The sequence below is a fragment of the Streptomyces sp. NPDC055955 genome (assembly GCF_042270245.1).
Taxonomy (GTDB): Bacteria; Actinomycetota; Actinomycetes; order Streptomycetales; family Streptomycetaceae; genus Streptomyces.
Genome location: NZ_JBHJYS010000006.1, coordinates 248,300 through 266,374 on the forward strand (window position 1 = coordinate 248,300; position 18,075 = coordinate 266,374).

At 71.2% G+C, this 18,075-nt stretch carries 18 protein-coding genes and 2 riboswitches; of the genes, 6 read left to right on the plus strand and 12 right to left on the minus strand.

Going from position 1 to position 18,075, the window contains the following annotated elements; genetic code table 11:
* Positions 1-41: 41 nt before the first annotated feature.
* Positions 42-111: riboswitch (cobalamin riboswitch) on the minus strand.
* Between the two features lie 135 nt (positions 112-246).
* From ACFC96_RS14770 to ACFC96_RS14780, 3 genes are all read right to left on the minus strand, one after another.
* Positions 247-1,443 carry an SPFH domain-containing protein gene (locus ACFC96_RS14770; RefSeq protein WP_376612544.1) on the minus strand — a complete coding sequence of 399 codons (1,197 nt, stop codon included), beginning with the start codon at positions 1,441-1,443 and terminating at the stop codon, positions 247-249.
* Positions 1,444-1,455: 12 nt separating this feature from the next.
* Positions 1,456-1,719, minus strand: a complete 264-nt coding sequence (locus ACFC96_RS14775) for a hypothetical protein (protein ID WP_376262842.1) — start codon at positions 1,717-1,719, stop codon at positions 1,456-1,458.
* A gap of 155 nt (positions 1,720-1,874) precedes the next feature.
* Positions 1,875-2,912 (minus strand): MBL fold metallo-hydrolase, encoded by a 1,038-nt coding sequence (locus ACFC96_RS14780; protein ID WP_376612546.1) that lies wholly within the window; start codon positions 2,910-2,912, stop codon positions 1,875-1,877.
* 191 nt (positions 2,913-3,103) lie between these two features.
* On the opposite strand from ACFC96_RS14780, the gene ACFC96_RS14785 reads away from it, so the two are divergent.
* Positions 3,104-4,585, plus strand: a complete 1,482-nt coding sequence (locus tag ACFC96_RS14785; protein ID WP_376612548.1) for an aldehyde dehydrogenase — start codon at positions 3,104-3,106, stop codon at positions 4,583-4,585.
* Positions 4,585-4,818: a ferredoxin gene (locus ACFC96_RS14790; protein WP_376262833.1), complete on the plus strand. Its 234-nt coding sequence runs from the start codon at positions 4,585-4,587 to the stop codon at positions 4,816-4,818. Before ACFC96_RS14785 ends, ACFC96_RS14790 begins: the two co-directional genes overlap by 1 nt.
* A gap of 61 nt (positions 4,819-4,879) precedes the next feature.
* A riboswitch (TPP riboswitch) is annotated at positions 4,880-5,056 on the plus strand.
* Between the two features lie 64 nt (positions 5,057-5,120).
* On the opposite strand, the gene ACFC96_RS14795 is transcribed toward ACFC96_RS14790, so the two are convergent.
* Positions 5,121-5,741, minus strand: a complete 621-nt coding sequence (locus ACFC96_RS14795) for a TetR family transcriptional regulator (RefSeq protein WP_376262831.1) — start codon at positions 5,739-5,741, stop codon at positions 5,121-5,123.
* Positions 5,742-5,977: 236 nt separating this feature from the next.
* Between ACFC96_RS14795 and ACFC96_RS14800 the strand changes: the two genes are divergently transcribed.
* From ACFC96_RS14800 to ACFC96_RS14810, 3 genes are read left to right on the plus strand one after another with little or no spacing between them, the layout of a single operon-like run.
* Positions 5,978-7,372: a glycosyltransferase family 4 protein gene (locus ACFC96_RS14800; RefSeq protein WP_376612550.1), complete on the plus strand. Its 1,395-nt coding sequence runs from the start codon at positions 5,978-5,980 to the stop codon at positions 7,370-7,372.
* Entirely contained in the window at positions 7,366-8,097 is a 732-nt protein-coding gene (locus ACFC96_RS14805) for a class I SAM-dependent methyltransferase (protein ID WP_116502333.1), read from the plus strand. The genes ACFC96_RS14800 and ACFC96_RS14805 overlap by 7 nt, the downstream gene beginning before the upstream one ends.
* Entirely contained in the window at positions 8,094-9,179 is a 1,086-nt protein-coding gene (locus ACFC96_RS14810) for a prenyltransferase (RefSeq protein ID WP_376612552.1), read from the plus strand. The genes ACFC96_RS14805 and ACFC96_RS14810 overlap by 4 nt, the downstream gene beginning before the upstream one ends.
* Here the strand turns inward: ACFC96_RS14810 and ACFC96_RS14815 are convergent.
* The gene (locus tag ACFC96_RS14815) at positions 9,173-9,469 is read right to left on the minus strand and encodes a hypothetical protein (protein ID WP_376263101.1); all 297 of its coding nucleotides are present in this window, start codon (positions 9,467-9,469) and stop codon (positions 9,173-9,175) included. The genes ACFC96_RS14810 and ACFC96_RS14815 overlap by 7 nt on opposite strands.
* A 185-nt stretch (positions 9,470-9,654) precedes the next feature.
* On the opposite strand from ACFC96_RS14815, the gene ACFC96_RS14820 reads away from it, so the two are divergent.
* Positions 9,655-10,173 carry a hypothetical protein gene (locus ACFC96_RS14820; RefSeq protein WP_376612703.1) on the plus strand — a complete coding sequence of 173 codons (519 nt, stop codon included), beginning with the start codon at positions 9,655-9,657 and terminating at the stop codon, positions 10,171-10,173.
* A 120-nt stretch (positions 10,174-10,293) separates the two neighbouring features.
* Here the strand turns inward: ACFC96_RS14820 and ACFC96_RS14825 are convergent, their stop codons facing one another.
* From ACFC96_RS14825 to ACFC96_RS14855, 7 genes are all read right to left on the minus strand, one after another.
* Positions 10,294-11,304: an LLM class F420-dependent oxidoreductase gene (locus tag ACFC96_RS14825; RefSeq protein WP_376612553.1), complete on the minus strand. Its 1,011-nt coding sequence runs from the start codon at positions 11,302-11,304 to the stop codon at positions 10,294-10,296.
* A 111-nt stretch (positions 11,305-11,415) separates the two neighbouring features.
* Positions 11,416-12,258, minus strand: a complete 843-nt coding sequence (locus ACFC96_RS14830) for a hypothetical protein (RefSeq protein WP_376612554.1) — start codon at positions 12,256-12,258, stop codon at positions 11,416-11,418.
* Positions 12,259-12,405: 147 nt separating this feature from the next.
* The gene (locus ACFC96_RS14835; protein ID WP_376612556.1) at positions 12,406-13,419 is read right to left on the minus strand and encodes an N-acetylmuramoyl-L-alanine amidase; all 1,014 of its coding nucleotides are present in this window, start codon (positions 13,417-13,419) and stop codon (positions 12,406-12,408) included.
* Between the two features lie 125 nt (positions 13,420-13,544).
* Positions 13,545-14,195, minus strand: coding sequence for a class I SAM-dependent methyltransferase (locus ACFC96_RS14840; protein WP_376612557.1), 651 nt, complete (start codon positions 14,193-14,195; stop codon positions 13,545-13,547).
* 124 nt (positions 14,196-14,319) lie between these two features.
* Positions 14,320-15,645 carry a M20/M25/M40 family metallo-hydrolase gene (locus ACFC96_RS14845; RefSeq protein ID WP_376262813.1) on the minus strand — a complete coding sequence of 442 codons (1,326 nt, stop codon included), beginning with the start codon at positions 15,643-15,645 and terminating at the stop codon, positions 14,320-14,322.
* Positions 15,642-17,015, minus strand: a complete 1,374-nt coding sequence (locus ACFC96_RS14850; RefSeq protein ID WP_376612559.1) for a cytosine permease — start codon at positions 17,013-17,015, stop codon at positions 15,642-15,644. Before ACFC96_RS14850 ends, ACFC96_RS14845 begins: the two co-directional genes overlap by 4 nt.
* The gene (locus ACFC96_RS14855; protein ID WP_376262807.1) at positions 17,012-17,977 is read right to left on the minus strand and encodes a DUF1177 domain-containing protein; all 966 of its coding nucleotides are present in this window, start codon (positions 17,975-17,977) and stop codon (positions 17,012-17,014) included. Before ACFC96_RS14855 ends, ACFC96_RS14850 begins: the two co-directional genes overlap by 4 nt.
* Between the last annotated feature and the right edge of the window lie 98 nt (positions 17,978-18,075).

Sequence of the window (18,075 nt, forward strand, 5' to 3'; positions counted from 1 at the left end):
CCGGCGGGGGCCGATGACACGAGCCGGTCACGCGCCGCACGGGGCAGTCCGGCTCACCACCTACGTGGTTCACGGTTGCGGGGTCAGCGCCGGATTCGCACCGGCTTCCCCCCGTGCGCGCATGATGACGACCCGCCCACTGTACCGGCCCGTAGGTGACCGCCCCCGGGGCGCCCGAAGGGCCGGGCCGGACCGAAGTCCGCCCCGGCCCTCCGGGACGAGTGCGCCTGGCTGCGGCGGCGGGGCTCAGCGGATGTCGACCGGCCCGTCGTCGTCGCCGTCGCGGCCGTCCACCGGGCTCGACGCCGCCCCCAGGTACCGCTGGATCTCCCTCTCGCCGCCGCTGTTCTTGGCCTCGCCGTCCGGTGTGCCCAGATTGCGGCGGACCGAGTCCAGGATGGTCAGACCCTGGCCGACGAGTCCGGCCGCGATCTCGCCGAGGCCGTCCGCGCCGTTGAGCACGTTCACGTTGGCGCCCTTGAGGCCGCCGGCCGCCTCCTTCACGATCTGCGGCAGCTGGTCGATCAGCATCCGGTCGAGCGCGACCCGGTCGTACGAGGCCGCCGCCGCGGCCTGGATCTTCATCCGCTCGGCCTCGGCGATGGCCATCACGCGGATCCGCTCGGCGTCCGCCTCCGCGGGCTTCACGACCTCGGCCACCAGCTGCTGCTGACGCAGTTCGGCGGCCCGCTCGGCCAGTTCGGTGCGCGCCGCGAGCACCTCCTGCTCGGCGTGCGCCTGGGCCAGCGGCCCGGCCTGGGCGGCCGCCGCCTGCGCGCGGTCCACCTCGGCCTTGTACTCGGCCTGGACGACGGCGGTCTGCCGCGCGTACTCGGCCTGGTTGCGCTGGGCCTCCTGCTGCGCCTGGGTCGAGGCCTGGGTGGCCTGCGCCTGCGCGATCTGAGCCTGCCGCTGGATGGCCGCCTTGTGGGGGGCGGACATCGCGTCGATGTAGCCGGTGTTGCCGTCGTCGATGGACTGGATCTGGAGCGAGTCCACGATCAGCCCGATCTTCGCCATCTCGGCCTTCGAGGTGTCGAGCACCTCGGCGGCGAGCTTCTGCCGCTCCGTGACGATCTCCTCGACCGTCATCGAGCCGATGATGGAGCGCAGGTGACCGGCGAAGATCCGGCCGGTCAGGACCGACATCTGATCCTGGTCGGACAGGAAGCGCTGACCGGCGTTGACGATGGACTCCGTGTCGTTGCCGACCTTGAACGCGATGACGGCACGCACGGTCAGGGCGATGCCCTGCCGGGTCACGCACTTCTCGACGACCTCGGCCTCGGACATGGCCAGGGAAAGAAAGCGGGTCTTGCGGAAGATAGGCAGGACGAATTTTCCGTGGCCCGTCACGACCCGGAACGGCGCTCCCCCAAGTCCCCGCCTGCCACCCGAGATCAGCATCGCCTCATCGGGAGCGGGAACGCGATATCCGAACATCCTTCAGTCTCCTTAGCGGGCGTCCCCCGTGTCGCCGGAGCCGTCGGCCCAGTCGTCGAGCGACGGATCGTTCCAGGCCATGACGACGACCTGGCGGGTGCCGCGGGACTCGATCACCAGGACCGTCGCCCCGCGCTCCAGGGGTTCGTCGGACCACGCGAGAAACGTCTCGCTGCCGCCCCGCACCCGCACCAGTGCCTCGCCAGGGCCCTCGGCTCCGCGCGTGGCGATGACCAGCTTCCCCGTACAGCCGACCACGGCCTCGTCCGGCGCCATCGGTGGCCGCCCCCTTGTCGGTCCAGTTCTGAGATGCCAGACATTACGCCTGTTGCCACCCGCGGACCATGCGCCGGAAGGCCCGGGGCGCAGGCTGTTTCGCACGCCCGGTAAAGATCGCGCAACGCCGGTAAAGCACAGGTCAAGCGCGTAGGTCAGACCGGCGCATAAGTCACCGGGTCGCTCCCGGCGACGGCCTCCGCGCGGCCCAGTTTCACCAGTCGGCGCAAGTGCGCCTCGGCCTCCGAGACCGCGATGGTGCGCGAGCCGTAGGGGATCTGTTCCCAGGGCCGGTTCCACTCCATCCGCTCGGCGAGCTGCCAGGGGGTGAGCGGGGTGGCGAGCAGGGTGAGCAGGCCGGTGAGGCGCTCCTCGTGGTGGTCGAGCAGCTCCCGTACGCGGGCGGGGGCGTCGGTGAACGTGTGCTGGTGGGCCGGGAGCACCTCGGCGGGGGCCAGGCGGCCGACGCGCTCCAGCGAGTCCAGGTAGTCGCCGAGCGGATCGGTGACGGTGGCGTCGTCCGGGTCCTCGTAGAGACCGATGTGCGGGGTGATCCCGGGGAGCAGGTGGTCGCCGGAGAAGAGGCGGCCGTTGCCCGCGAGCCCGGCGGGGTGCTCCTCCTCCAGGTGCAGGCAGACGTGGCCCGGGGTGTGGCCGGGCGTCCAGATCGCGCGCAGACGGCGTCCCGGCAGGTCGAGCAGGTCGCCCGGGGTGATGGTGCGGTCGGGGAGCGCGGGGGCGAGGCCCGGGAGGCTGCGGGCCCTGCCCGAGTCGCGGGCGGCGATCAGCGGCGCCATGTGCTCCTCGGGGGCGCCGGCCGCGGCGAGCTTGGCGGCCATGAACCCGTACCAGCGCTCCGGCGGGTTCTCGCGGGTGCGGCGTACGACGGAGACGTCCGCCTCGTGCATGGCGATCCAGGCGCCGGACGCCTCACGCACCTTGGCCGACAGGCCGTGGTGGTCGGGGTGGTGATGGGTGATCAGGACGCCCGTCACCTCGCCGACGCCCGTGCCGCAGGCGGCGAGGCCCTCGGTGAGCGCGTCCCACGACTCGGGGTCGTCCCAGCCCGTGTCGATGAGGACGGGCCCGCGGTCGGTGTCGATGAGGTGGACCAGGGTGAAGCCGAGCGGGTTGTCGGGGATGGGCACCCGAAGGGACCAGACGCCTCCGCCGTGGTCGGTCACCTGCGTCATCGGGCCCCACCTCTCGTACGACGACCTCGAACTCACGCCACTGTAATAGAACTTGTTCCAATGGTCGCCCGGGTCGACTTGTCGTGCGGCGGTCGCCGTGCCGATCCGTGGACTCCTGGAACTGGAACTGGTATCAGTTTCCCTAGGTTCTGATGCAGTGTCAGAAAACGTCCCGCGAGAGGCGGTCGGTCATGACCGGGCATGAGGAACGGCTTGAGCACGAGTTCGTGGAACACGGACAGCTCTACATCGGCGGGGAGTTGACGCAGCCGTCCGGCGCGGATGTCATCGAGGTGATCTCCCCGCACACCGGAGAGGTCTTCGGGCGCGTGCCGCACGCCGCGCCCGCGGATGTCGACCGTGCGGTGGCCGCCGCCCGCAGGGCGTTCGACGAGGGTCCCTGGCCGCGGCTCCCGCTCGACGAACGGATCGCGGTCGTCACCCGGATCAAGGACGCGATCGCCGTACGGCACGAGGAGATCGCCCGCCTCATCTCCTCGGAGAACGGCTCCCCGTACTCATGGAGCGTCCTCGCGCAGGCCCTCGGCGCGATGATGGTGTGGGACTCCGCGATCACCGTCGCGAAGAACTTCACGTACGAGCAGACGCGCGACGGCGCGCTCGGGAAGATCCTGGTGCGGCGCGAGCCGGTCGGCGTCGTGGCGGCCGTGGTCCCTTGGAACGTCCCGCAGTTCGTGGCCGCGGCCAAACTGGCGCCCGCGCTGCTGGCAGGCTGCACCGTGGTCCTCAAGCCGTCTCCGGAATCGCCGCTCGACGCGTATCTGCTCGGCGAGATCGCGAAGGAGGCGGGGCTGCCGGACGGGGTCCTGTCCATCCTTCCGGCGGACCGCGAGGTCAGCGAGTACCTCGTCGGGCACCCCGGCGTCGACAAGGTCTCCTTCACCGGGTCCGTGGCCGCGGGCCGGCGCGTCATGGAGGTCGCCTCACGCAACCTCACCCACGTCACCCTCGAGCTGGGCGGCAAGTCCGCGGCCGTCGTCCTGCCGGACGCGGACCTCGAGACGACCGTCCCCGGCCTCGTCCAGTCCGCCTGGATGAACAACGGCCAGGCCTGTGTCGCCCAGACCCGCATCCTCCTGCCGCGCTCGCGCTACGACGAGTTCGCCGGAGCCCTCACGGAGGCGGCTGCCGCGCTCGTCGTCGGCGACCCGCTCGACCCGGCGACCCAGATCGGCCCGCTGGTCGCCGAGCGCCAGCAGCGCCGCTCCCTCGACTACATCCGCATCGGCCAGGAGGAAGGCGCCAAGATCCTCACGGGCGGCGGCCGTCCCGCCGGGCTCGACCGCGGTTGGTACGTGGAGCCGACTCTCCTCGGTGACGTCGACAACGCGATGCGCGTCGCGCGCGAGGAGATCTTCGGCCCGGTCATCTGCCTGCTCCCGTACGGCGACGAGGCCGAGGCGCTGAAGATCGCCAACGACTCCGACTACGGGCTCAGCGGCAGCGTGTGGACGGCCGACGTCGCGCACGGCATCGACGTCGCGCGGCAGGTGCGCACCGGCACGTACAGCGTGAACACCTTCAGCCTCGACATGCTCGGCCCGTTCGGCGGCTACAAGAACTCCGGTCTCGGCCGTGAGTTCGGGCCCGAGGGGTACAGCGCCTACCTGGAGCACAAGATGATCCATCTCCCGGCCGGCTGGGAGGCGTGATGGGGGACCGCTGGCACGTCGAGGTCGACCGGGGTGTCTGCATCGGCTCGGCGCAGTGCGTTCACCACGCTCCGGGCGCCTTCCGTCTCGACTCCGCTCGGCAGTCCCGGCCGCTCGAGGCGGAGGCCGACGCCAACGAGAAGATCCTGGCGGCGGCGGAGGGCTGCCCCGTGGAAGCCGTCATGATCACGTTGCTGGGCAGCGGGGAGCCGGTCTTTCCGCCGGAAGACTGAAGAAAAGTCCCCTTTAGAGGGTTGCGTCACGACACAGGCGGTCTATCCTGGTATTGGCCTATGAGGCGAGTGAGGGAGTCCGACCGGAGTAGCCGACTGTGGCGAGATGCAAACGGCATCCGCCGGGGCCGACGTCGACGGTAGGGCTGAGAGGCCGGAAGGCAGTAGCAGAGCCGGAAGGCGACCTCCACCACCTGATCCGGACCATGCCGGCGCAGGGAACCCGTCTCGTAGGTCTTTTCTGTGCCCTCCTGTGTGCCCCGGTGCCGCTCGCGGCCGCGGGGCACACTCCGCGGCGCCGCCTACTCCTTGGCGTCCGGCGTCGTGAGGTCGATCAGCCGGCACACCGTCTCGATGTCTATCTTCACCTGCGCGATCGACGCACGCCCCGACAGCCAGGTGATGAGCGCCGAGTGCCACGTGTGCTCGATGACGCGGACCGCGGAGAGCTGCTGCGGGGTCGGGGCGTCCAGCTCCATCGCGTCCAGGATGATCGCCGTCGTCTGCCGGGAGACCTGGTCGACCTCGGGGCTCACGCTGCGGTCGGCGAAGGTGAGGGCGCGCACCATCGCGTCGGCGAGATGCGGCTCGCGCTGGAGCGCGCGGAAGGCTCGCATCAGGGTCTCCGCGACCCGCTCCGAGGGCAGGTCGGACGAGGGCGGGCGCTTGCGGACCGTCGCGTGCATGTGCTGGAGCTGGTCCTGCATCGTGGCCACGAGGAGATGCACCTTGGACGGGAAGTACCGGTACAGCGTGCCGAGGGCGACCTGTGAGGACTCGGCGACCTCGCGCATCTGCACGGCGTCGAAGCCGCCGCGGCTGGCCAGTTGGGCGCTCGCGTGCAGGATGCGGCGGCGGCGCGCCTCCTGGCGCTCGGTGAGGGGCGGCGACGCCGGATGTGCTGTCTTCGCTTCCGCTGTCATGTGTCCCGTTCCGTGGCTGTCAAGCCGTAATCCGGTGTTTTCGAGAAGCTCATCATGGCAGGGGAGCCGGGGCTCCGTCGTGGCGCGAATCACCTGATCCGAGCGTTACAGCGAGGCTACCTGCCGGTAGATTCTGTGCTCCTTGAAGGATCAAAGAGCCGGCAACTCTGAAACTTGTTCTAGATTACCGCCCACGCGTACTCTCGCGTGAACGTGCTGCGAGAAGGGGGCCACGAGTGACCGCTGAGGCCATGGAGGCGGGCCCCCGGGCCGGTTCCTCCGCCGACGGTGACCGTCCGTTGCGTATCGCTCTCCTTACGTACAAGGGGAACCCGTTCTGCGGCGGACAGGGCGTCTATGTGCGCCATCTGTCCCGCGAACTCGCCCGGCTCGGGCACCAGGTCGAGGTCATCGGCTCCCAGCCCTACCCCGTCCTCGACGAGGGCGAGGACCTGAAGGGGCTCACGCTCACCGAGCTGCCCAGCCTCGACCTGTACCGCAGCCCCGACCCGTTCCGCACCCCCAGGCGCGACGAGTACCGCGACTGGGTGGACGCGCTCGAGGTCGGCACCATGTGGACCGGCGGCTTCCCCGAACCCCTCACGTTCTCGCTGCGCGCCCGGCGCCATCTGCGGGCGCGGCGCGGCGAGTTCGACGTCGTGCACGACAACCAGACGCTGGGCTACGGCCTGTTGGGCGGGCCCGCCGCGCTCGGCGCCCCCCTCGTCACCACGATCCACCACCCCATCACCGTCGACCGGCAGCTGGAGATCGACGCGGCGCCCGACTGGAAGCGGCGCGCCTCCGTGCGGCGCTGGTACGCGTTCACGCGGATGCAGAAGCGCGTCGCCCGCCGCCTGCCGTCCGTGCTCACCGTCTCCGGGACCTCGCGCCAGGAGATCGTCGACCACCTCGGCGTACGCCAGGACCGGATCCGCGTCGTGCACATCGGCGCCGACACCGACCTCTTCTCGCCGGACCCCTCGGTCGCCGAGGTGCCCGGCCGCATCGTGACGACGTCCAGCGCCGACGTCCCCCTCAAGGGGCTCGTCTTCCTCGTCGAGGCCCTCGCCAAGGTCCGTACCGAGAACCCGGCCGCCCACCTCGTCGTCGTCGGCAAGCGCGCCGAGGACGGGCCCGTCGCCGCGGCCATCGAGAAGTACGGCCTCGAAGGCGCCGTCTCCTTCGTCAAGGGCATCACCGACGCCGAACTCGTCGACCTCGTACGGTCGGCGGAGGTCGCCTGCGTGCCCTCCCTGTACGAGGGCTTCTCGCTGCCCGCGGCGGAGGCCATGGCCACCGGCACCCCCCTGGTCGCCACCACCGGCGGAGCGATCCCCGAGGTCGCCGGGCCCGACGGCGAGACCTGCCTCGCGGTGCCCACCGGCGACGCGGGCGCCCTGGCCACCGCGCTCGGCAGACTCCTGGACGACCCGCAGCTGCGGGCGCGGCTCGGCGCCGCCGGACGCCGACGCGTACTGAGGAACTTCACCTGGGCCCGCGCGGCGCTCGGCACCGCCGAGCTCTACCGCGAGTCCATCGCCCGCCCGGCGGCCCGGACCATCGGCGCCGCGGCCACCACCCCCCTCGAACGTGCAGGATCCGACCGCGAAAGCAGGGCCACGTGCTGACCGTCGACTTCACCCGCTTCCCGCTCGCCGCAGGCGACCGCGTCCTCGACCTCGGCTGCGGAGCCGGGCGGCACGCGTTCGAGTGCTACCGGCGCGGGGCCCAGGTGGTCGCCCTCGACCAGAACGGCGAGGAGATCCGCGAGGTCGCCAAGTGGTTCGCCGCGATGAAGGAGGCCGGTGAGGCCCCCGCGGGCGCCACGGCCACCGCCATGGAGGGCGACGCACTCAACCTCCCCTTCCCGGACGCCTCGTTCGACGTCGTGATCATCTCCGAGGTGATGGAGCACATCCCCGACGACAAGGGCGTGCTCGCCGAGATGGTCCGCGTCCTCAAGCCGGGCGGCCGCATCGCCGTGACGGTGCCCCGCTACGGCCCCGAGAAGGTCTGCTGGACCCTCAGCGACGCCTACCACGAGGTCGAGGGCGGCCACATCCGCATCTACAAGGCGGACGAACTCCTCGCCAAGATGCGCGAGGCGGGCCTCAAGCCGTACGGCACCCATCACGCGCACGCCCTGCACTCGCCGTACTGGTGGCTCAAGTGCGCCTTCGGCGTCGACAACGACAAGGCGCTGCCCGTGCGGGCGTACCACAAGCTCCTGGTCTGGGACATCATGAAGAAGCCGGCGCTCACCCGCGTCGCCGAGCAGCTGCTCAACCCGGTCGTCGGCAAGAGCTTCGTCGCCTACGCCACCAAGCCGCACCTGCCCAAGGCCGAGGCGTGACGAGCCCGGAGAAGACCGAACACCTCGTCCTGCCCGGCGTCCTGACCGCGGAGCAGGCCGCCGCGACCGTCCGCGGGCTCCTCGCCGTGCAGCGCGAGGACGGCGCCATACCCTGGTTCCGTGGCCACCACCTCGACCCGTGGGACCACACCGAGGCCGCCATGGCCCTCGACGCGGCCGGCGAGCACGACGCCGCCGAACGCGCCTACGCCTGGCTCGCCCGCCATCAGAACGAGGACGGCTCCTGGTACGCGGCCTACGCCGACGGGGACGCCGGTGACGTCACCGACCACGGCCGCGAGACCAACTTCGTCGCCTACGTGGCCGTGGGCGCCTGGCACCACTACCTCTCCACCGGCGACGACGCCTTCCTCGACCGGATGTGGCCCACCGTGTACGCGGCCATGGAGTTCGTGCTGCGGCTCCAGCAGCCGGGCGGGCAGATCGGGTGGAAGCGTGAGCCGGACGGGACACCCGTCGACGAGGCGCTCCTGACCGGCAGTTCGTCCGTGCACCACGCGCTGCGGTGCGCTCTCGCGATCGCCGAACAGCGCGAAGAGCCCCAGCCCGACTGGGAGTTGGCGGCCGGCAGCCTGCGGCACGCGATCCGCCGTCACCCCGAGCGGTTCCTCGACAAGGACCGCTACTCGATGGACTGGTACTACCCCGTCCTCGGCGGCGCCCTCACCGGCTCAGAGGCCGAGCAGCGCATCCAGGCGTCCTGGGACCGCTTCGTGGTCCCCGGACTCGGCGTGCGCTGCGTCGTCCCCAACCCGTGGGTCACCGGAGGCGAGAGCGCCGAACTCGCCCTCGCCCTGTGGGCGGTGGGCGAGTCCGACCGCGCTCTGGAGGTCCTCCAGTCGATCCAGCACCTGCGCGACCCGGAGTCGGGCCTGTACTGGACCGGCTACGTCTTCGACGACCGGGCCGTCTGGCCGAGGGAACTGACCGCGTGGACAGCCGGTTCGGTGCTGCTCGCCGTCGCCGCGCTCGGCGGCGACGAGGCCACCTGCTCGGTGTTCGGCGGCCGCCTCCCGGCGGGCTTCGAACCGGACTGCTGCGAGGGGAGCCCCGCTCAGTAACGGCGCAGCCGGCCGGCGACGACGTGCCCGACGAACAGGTACACCACCGCCGCCAGGCCGTAGCCGGCGACCACCCGCGCCCATTCGTCGTCGAACGTGAACAGGTCGTGCGACCATCCGGCGAGCCAGCGGGCCGCGTCGTGGATGAACTGCACGAGATCGTTGCCGCGGTTGGCTTCCAGCAGGTACATCAGGATCCACAGGCCGAGGATGGCGGCCAGGATGTCTGCGACGACCATGACGATCGTCGCGGCTTGGTTGGTGCCTCGCGTTGCTTGGCTGGGAGACATGAAGCACTGGTTACCGCTCACGGGCGGGTGAAACCCGTACGGGCTCGCCCGGGTCGCGCGGCCGTAGGGGCCGGGAGACGCTGCCAGGGAACAGCAGCACCGTGCCCTGGAGGTTCGCCGTGACCGGTTCCACCCTGCCCCTGCGTCGCGCTGTCGTGGCGCTCACCGTCAGCTCCGCGCTCCTCATGGGCGGGACGGCGTGCGGCGGCGGCAACGCCACCAAGGCCAAGGAGCCGGCCAGCACCGTGGCCGCGGCGGTGGCGGAACCGACCCCCACCACCTCCGCCGAGAAGCAGAAGTTCGCCAAGACGCGCTTCGTCGCCAACGCGGGGCTCGCGGCCGGCGCCACCTACCAGTGGATCATCAAGCCGTACCGCAAAGGCAAGTTCAAGAAGGGCGCCAGTGGGCGCAAGCTCGCCCTCGTCAAGGCCGGTGTCGCGGGCGCGTTCGCGTACAACAGGCTGAAGGCGGCCGTGAAGAACGCGAAGGGCGACCCGCTGCTCTCCAAGGCCGTCGCGCCGCTCACGGCGGGCATCGACAAGCTGAAGGACCTGCCGTCCAAGCTGCGCAAGGGCGAGGGCACGGACTCCGTCGTCAACTCCTTCGACGATGTCATCAACGGGGTGAAGGACGCGGGCCAGAGCGCGGGTGCCGAGGTGAAGGACAAGGTGCCGTCGGCCAAGGAACTGTCCTCGGGCTCCTAGCCTTGCGACGCACGGCACCGTCACCCGCTCCCTGGTCCGGCCCGATCCGAACGAAAGACCCCAGGGGGCCTGATCCGAACGACAGGCCCCGGCGTCCGCCCTTCGACGCGACGTGTTCCGCTACGAGTTGAGCTCGGCAAGGACGCGCAGTGTGTGCGGGTCGGGCGCCAGGACGAGCAGGTCGGTGACCGGGCCCTTGCGCCACAGTTCCAGCCGCTCGGCGATACGCCCGCGCGGGCCGACCAGCGAGATCTCGTCGGCGAAGGCGTCCGGCACGGCCAGCACGGCCTCCTCGCGCCGTCCCGCGAGAAAGAGTTCCTGGACCCGGTGGGCCTCGTCCGCGTACCCCATGCGCGCCATCAGGTCCGCGTGGAAGTTGCGCTTCGCGTGGCCCATGCCGCCGATGTAGAAGCCCAGCATCGCCTTCACCGGCAGCAGCCCCTCGGCGACGTCGTCGCATACCGTGACGCGGGCCATGGGCGCGATCACGAAGTCCTCGGGGAGGTCGGTGAGGGAGGCCTCGTACGCGTCCGTGCGCGTCGGCGACCAGTACAGCGGGAGCCAGCCGTCCGCGATGCGGGTCGTCTGCGCGATGTTCTTCGGGCCCTCGGCGCCGAGCAGGACCGGCAGGTCGGCGCGCAGGGGATGCGTGATCGGCTTCAGCGGCTTGCCGAGGCCGGTGGCGTCCTCGCCGCGGTACGGGTGCGTGTGGAAGCGGCCGTCCGTCTCGACGGGGCCCTCGCGCCGCAGGACCTGCCGCACCACGTCGACGTACTCGCGCGTCGCGGTGAGCGGCGACCTCGGGAACGGCCGCCCGTACCAGCCCTCCACCACCTGCGGCCCCGACAGGCCGAGCCCCAGCATCATGCGGCCGCCGGACAGGTGGTCGAGGGTGAGCGCGTGCATCGCCGTCGTCGTGGGGGAGCGGGCCGCCATCTGCGCGATCGCCGTACCCAGGCGGATGCGCGAGGTGTGCGCCGCGATCCAGGTCAGCGGCGTGAACGCGTCGCTGCCCCAGGACTCGGCGGTCCACACCGAGTCGTAGCCCAACCGCTCGGCCTCCTGGGCGAGTTCGAGGTGGCGCGGGTCGGGACCGCGGCCCCAGTAGCCGAGCGCGAGTCCGAGTCGCATGGACGCTCCCCTTTCTGACGTGGCGTCAGCCAGTGGTCCGGGGGCGACTGTACGACAACGGCCCCCCACCCGGAAGACGGGCGAGGGGCCGTGACGGAAGGCCGGTTGGTGTCAGCCGCGCTGGATCCCCGTCGTGTCCTGGAGGACGCCGCGGCGGCCGTCCTGCGTCTGGGCCACCAGGCCGGGGCCACGCTGCTCGACGGCCAGGTACCAGGTGCCGGGCGCCAGCTCGGCGATCGGCGTCGGGGAACCGTCCTCGGCGTACAGCGGACGCGGCACCGGCACCGCGAACCAGAACGGCGAGAAGTCGCCGGCCGGGGCCTGCGCGGCCTGCGGCGCGGGCGCCGCCTGCTGCTGCGGCTGGGCGGCGCCGAAGGGCTGGCCCGGCTGACCGGGCTGCGCGCCGTAGGGCTGGCCCGGCTGCTGGGCGCCCGGGTAACCGTAGCCGCCGGCGGGCTGCGCGCCGTACGGCTGCGGGGCCTGCGGACGCGGGGCGCCGACGAGGGCACCCTTCAGCGCGGGCACGAGCGGCGTCGCGACAGCGGCGCCCGCGAGCACGAGAGCGGCGATCAGGCCGAGGATGGCGCCGGTGCCGGCGCTCAGCATGCTTTCCGAGCTGCCGCCGGTGTTGTTGAAGCCACCGGCCGGGTCGAAGATGTTCCCGAGCGCGCTCCACGCCGAGAACACGGCGAGCGCGATGCCGAACTGGCCGAGGTCGAGACCGGCGACCTTCGGCACGGTGGGCAGCCCCCGGGCGACGACGATCAGCGCCGCGGCGATGATGCCCGCGAGGAAGACGCTGAACAGGAGCGGTGCGCTCCCCCACGCGTTCGGGAGGTCTGCGCTGCTGGAGATCCCGTCGATCGAATAGATGTCGAGGAACGAGGCGATGAACAGCAACACCGCTGCTCCGATCACCACGCCGTCGCCTCGAGTGAGGGAGCGGATATTCACTTCAGGTGGTCCTTCGTCAGTCGTCCGGTCGTCGGCGGAGGCGTCGCTGTCGCTGCTGTGCCGTGCGAAGCGCGGGGGTGGCCCCATCGTAGAGAGACACTATCGTCCGCGTGATGGGGGTGTCTGCCGCGATCCGCAGCGTGACAACTACCCGCGCAGGAAACTCACGATTCCGTCAGACATCCCCTGCGCCGCCTTCTGCCGCCAGGCGCCGCTCGTCAGCAGGGCCGCGTCCTTCGCGTCGCGCATGTTGCCGCACTCGATGAACACCTTCGGCTGGGTGGAGAGGTTGAGACCTCCCAGGTCCTTGCGCACGTCGAGGCCGGTGCCGCCGCCGATGTAGTTCGAGGGGGCCGAGCCCGTGGCGCGCAGGAAGTTGCCCGCGACGCGTTCGCCGAGGTCGCGCGAGGGGCCCGCGATCGCCGTCGTGTTCGCGGAACCGGAGTTCACGGATGCGGGAAGGATCACATGGAAGCCGCGATTGCCCGCCGCGGAGCCGTCGGCGTGCACGGAGATCACCGCGTCCGCGTGCGCCTTGTTGCCGATCCGGGCGCGCTCGTCCACGCACGGGCCCCAGGGGCGGTCGCCGTTCTGGGTCAACTCGACGGTGGCGCCCTGCTGTTGGAGCAGGGTGCGCAGCCGGCGCGAGACGTCGAGGGTGAACTGGGCCTCGGTGTAGCCGGCGTTGGTCGACGTGCCCGTCGTATCGCATTCCTTGCGGTTGGTCCCGATGTCGACGAGCCGGTTGATCTCCGCGGTGTGCCGGAAGTTGCCGGGGTTGTGGCCCGGGTCGATGACGACGACCTTGCCCTTGAGGGGGCCGGACCCGGCGGGCTTCGCGGAGGAGGCGGACGGCTTCGGCTTCGACGGGGTGGCGCTCGGCGACCCGTCGCCCTTCTTGCCGTCGTCGGACTTCGAGGGGGAGGGGGCCGTCGGCTCCGCCCCCGCCGTCGACGACCGACTCGCGGCGGGCAGCGTCTTCGCGGGCTCGTTCTCGCCCGGGCCGCCCACCACCTGCCAGATCAGCCACCCCGCGAGAGCCGTGGGCACGAGCGCGGCGAGCGCCACGGTCAGCGGACCGCCGCTGAACCGGCGCGGCCGCCGGGGGCCGTCCCCGTCGCCGTCGAAGAAACCGTCGCTGTCCGGACCTACGTATGACACGTGACCGAGCCTAACGGTCGGAGCCTGTGACCGGGTCCCGGACACAGGCTCCTGTCAGATCCCGGGGCCTGTCCGGCGCAGGACGCGCAGGGAGCCTGTGACCGGGTCCCGGACACAGGCTCCTGTCAGATCCCGGGGCCTGTCCGGCGCAGGACGCGCAGGGAGTCCGTGGCCGAGACCTCGGTGAACGCGCCGGATTCCAGAGCCCTGAGGTAGACGCGGTACGGGGCCTGGCCCGTCCACTCGTCGATCTTGACCGGGAACACGTCGTGGATGAGCAGGAGACCGCCCTCGGCGACGTGCGGGGCCCAGCCCTCGTAGTCGGCGGTGGCGTGCTCGTCGGTGTGGCCGCCGTCGATGAAGACGAGGCCGAGCGGGCCGCCCCAGACGGCGGCGACCTGCGGGGAGCGGCCCACGAGGGCGATGACGTGGTCCTCCAGGCCGGCCGCGTGCAGCGTGCGCCGGAACGTGGGGAGGGTGTCCATGCGGCCGACGACCGGGTCGACGGTCTCCGGGTCGTGGTAGTCCCAGCCCGGCTGCTGCTCCTCGCTGCCGCGGTGGTGGTCCACGGTGAGCGCGCTCACCCCGGCCTGGCGGGCCGCGTCGGCGAGCAGGATCGTGGAGCGCCCGCAGTACGTGCCGACCTCCAGGAGCGGGAGCCCGAGCGCGGCGGCCTCGGCGGCGGCCGCGTAGAGCGCCAGCCCCTCGCCGAGCGGCATGAACCCCTTGGCGGCCTCGAAGGCGGCGAGGATCTCCGGCTTGGGCGCCGCGCTCATGGTGGTTCCCCTGTCCTAGGCATGTGTGCAAGGCCGCCCATGCTGCCGTACGCCCCCGTCGCTGGGTGCGGCGGGGGCGTACGGGGGGTGAGCCCGGGTCAGGGGCGATCGGGGGAGCCGCGGGTCAGCAGCTCTGCCAGAGGCGGGTCATGACGCGGACGCCGAACCGCAGGCCCTCCAGCGGGACGCGCTCGTCGACGCCGTGGAAGAGGCGGCCGTAGTCCAGGTCGTGCGGCAGCTTGAGGCCCTTGAAGCCGAAACAGCGGATGTCCAGCTTGGTGAAGGCCTTGGCGTCGGTGCCGCCCGGGTTGCAGTACGGGACCGGGTGGCCGTCGGGGTCCTCGGCGCGCACGGCCGCGCACATGGCGTCGACGAGCGGGCCGTCGAACGTCGTCTCCATGGCGATGTCGTGATTGACCCACTCGCGCCGCACGGACGGCAGGAGCAACTCGTCGATGGTGTCGACGAGTTCCTGCTCGTGGCCGGGCAGGAAGCGGCCGTCGACGCGGGCGGTGGCCTTGCCGGGGATGACGTTCGTCTGGTAACCGGCGGTGAACATGGTGGGGTTCGCGGAGTTGCGGAGCACCACCTGCATGAAGTCGGCGACCGGTCCCAGCTTGGCGAGTTCGGCGTCGAGGTCGTCGGCCTCGAAGTCGATCTTCACGCCCTTGAGTTCGGCGGCCTCGGCCAGCAGCGCCCGTACGGGCTCGATGAGGCGGATCGGGAACGTGTGGCGGCCGATGCGGGTCAGGGACTCGGAGAGGTCGGTGACCGCGTTCTCGTCGTTGGGGGACGAGCCGTGGCCGGCCCGGCCGGTCGCCGTGAGCTCCATCCAGGCCATGCCGCGCTGGGCGTTCTCGATCGGGTAGATGCGCTGGGTGTCGTCGAGCGCGTACGAGAATCCGCCGCCCTCGCCGATCGCCTCGGTGACGCCCGCGAAGAGCTCCGGGTGGTGCTCGACGAGCCAGTGCGCGCCGAACTTGCCGCCCGCCTCCTCGTCGGCGAGGAACGCGAGGACTATCTCCCGCGAGGGGCGGGTGCCGGTGCGGGCGAAGTGGCGGGCGGTGGCCAGCATCACGGCCACCGTGTCCTTCATGTCGATCGCGCCGCGGCCCCACAGGTAGCCGTCGCGGATCTCGCCGGAGAAGGGCGGCACCTGCCACTCGGCGGCGTCGGCGGGCACGACATCGAGGTGGCCGTGCACGAGGAGGGCGCCGCGGGTGCTGTCCGCGCCGGGGATACGGGCGATGACGTTCGCCCGGCCCGGCGCGCTCTCGACGAGGGTCGAGTCGATGCCGGCCTCGGCGAGGCGGGCCACGACCCAGTCGGCGCAGGCGCGCTCGTCGCTCGTCGGGTTGGACGTGTCGAAGCGGATCAGCTCCGCGCACAGTCCGACGACCTCGGCCTGGGCCTCTTCGGACGCGGGGGTCAGGGTGCCGGGGGTGTTCATGCCGCTCCCAAGGGGGTCGCTTCGGGGGCGGCGGGGACGGTGTCCTCGTCGTCCAGGGGGGAGGTGCCGTACGGCCGCACGAGGCCGAGGAGGCCGAGGACGGAGTACAGGACGAAGGCGGTGGCGAGCGAGTTGAGCGCCGGGATGCCGACGGTCACGTACTTGCCGACGCAGAACGCGGCGATCCAGATCACGATCGACAAGGGCACCCAGGTCGGCGACGACGCGGGCAGTGTCCCGGCCTCGCGGGTCTCGTCGAGCGGCTTGCGCATGCGCCGTACGACCCAGTACTCGGCCACGATGATGCCGCCGATGGGCGGGATGGCGACGCCGAGCACGGACAGGAACTCGGTGAAGTGGGTCATGATGCCGACGGCCGAGAGCAGGGTGCCCGCGAGGCCGAGGGCCACGGTGACCGCGCCGCGGTGCAGGCGCTTGCCGAAGACGACCTGGAAGAAGTTGACGACGCCGAGCGAGGAGCCGTACAGGTTCCAGTCGTTGATCTTCGCGGTGGACATCAGGACCACGATCACACCGAAGGCGCCCGAGGTGGAGAGCACGATGTGCGACACCTCGCTGGACTTCACCAGGTGGCCGAGCAGTACGCCCGTGAGGCCGACGATGTACTCGGAGAGGATCATCGACGAGGCGCTCTGCAGGAAGACGTGCGAGCCCTTGCGGTTGTAGCGGGTCATCTCGGGCGAGACGATCGCGCCGGTCATGTATCCGCCCGCGATGGCGGTGGCCGCGACGGCGAGCGGGATCGTCTGACCCGGCGCCGGCGAGCTGATCAGGTCGCCGATGGAGTGGTCCGTCAGGGCGTCCGTGACCGACCAGGCGACCATGGCGAAGAACAGCGGGGTGACGATCTTCGCGAAGAGCGCCATGTAGCGGAAGCCGAAGATGACCAGGACGGTGATGGCGAGGCCCGCGGCCACGCACCACATCCAGGACGGGCCGCCGACGAGCGCGGACACGCTGTTGCCGAAGATCGTGTTCTGCACGCCGAACCAGCCGACGAGGCTGACGGCGATGACGAAGCTGACCAGCGCGGAGCCGTTGCGGCCGAAGCCGATCCAGCGGGTCAGCATCGGGGTCGCGAGGCCCTCGCGCATGCCGGCCAGGCCGATCGCGAAGATCACCACTTCGAGGATGACCGCGCCGAGCGTGAAGGCGAGGAACGCGTTCCCGAAGGTCATGCCGACGCCGATGGTGGCGCCCAGCGTGAACTGCGAGATGGAACCCGACTGGGCGAGCCACTGGAGCAGCATCGTCCAGAAGCCGAGGCGCTGCTCGCGCGGGACGCGGGAGAGCGAGTAGTCGTCGCTGCCCAGGTTCGTGCCCGGCTTCTGAGCTGTGGTGGCGGTCATGAGGACTCCCGGGGCTCACGGCTCTCACGGCCGAGCGTCTGAAGGTGGGACAGGGAGCCGTAGCGGCTCACGAGGTTGTCGAACTCCGCCTCGTCGTGGAAGTCGAGGCGGCCGCCCCCGTACGCCTTGGCCGTCTCTACGGCGAAGCGTGCGGCACTGGCGATGTCGGTCTCATGGCTCGCGCCGGTCTGGCAGCCGGGGACCGCGGCGGCCGAGGTGACCGCGAGGCCGACGACCGGAGCGGGGGTCGCCGTGGCCGGCTGGAGGATCGAATTGATGTGATGTGCACCGTTACCGTACGGCGTGATGTCCTGTGTGGTCACCGGATATGTGACCAAGGGCTCACCCGTGACGACCGCGAGCAGCTCGCCCAGCGCCTCGCTGACCCGCAGCACCCACCCCTCCTTGACGGTGGGGGACAGGGCCAGGCCCTTGTGGTTGATGATCCGGTTGCCCTTGGTGGTGTCGATGGAGAGCACGGCCTCCATCTCGCCGGTGACCTCGTGCCGGTTCATCGTGGCGATGTCGACCGGGGAATCCATGAAGGGGACCGGGTCGTGCGGCGCGGTCGGCGCGTCCGGGCAGATGTGCGTGGCGACGATGACGTCACCCGGCAGCACGTCGCCCTTGCGGCGCATGTCGAGCAGCTTGGCCGCGGTGGCGAGCGCGGCGGCGGCGCCGTCCGCGTCGGAGACCAGGCCCGTCATCTCGGGCCGGGCGCCGACGCCGCCGAGGCGGCCGACCACGCCGAGCGTGCGGGACGGGCCGCCGCTCGTGCGTCCCGAGCTGCCCGGGATCCGTACCAGCACGAAGTCGGTCGAGCCGCGCTCGCCGGTGACGGTGGTGACCTCGGCGCCGGAGCCCTGCGGGCCCGCGACCGAGTCGAGGTACTCCACGGCGCGTTTGCCGTCGGCGTTCGGGTCGTCGAGGAGTTCGACGATGTCAAGGACGTACTTCAGCATTGGGCGGCCTCTCTCGCTCCCGACACTCACTCCAGGTCGGGTGGTGCTGACAGCAGATTCGGGATCGGTTAGCGTTGTCGGCAACTGTTTCCCGTTAT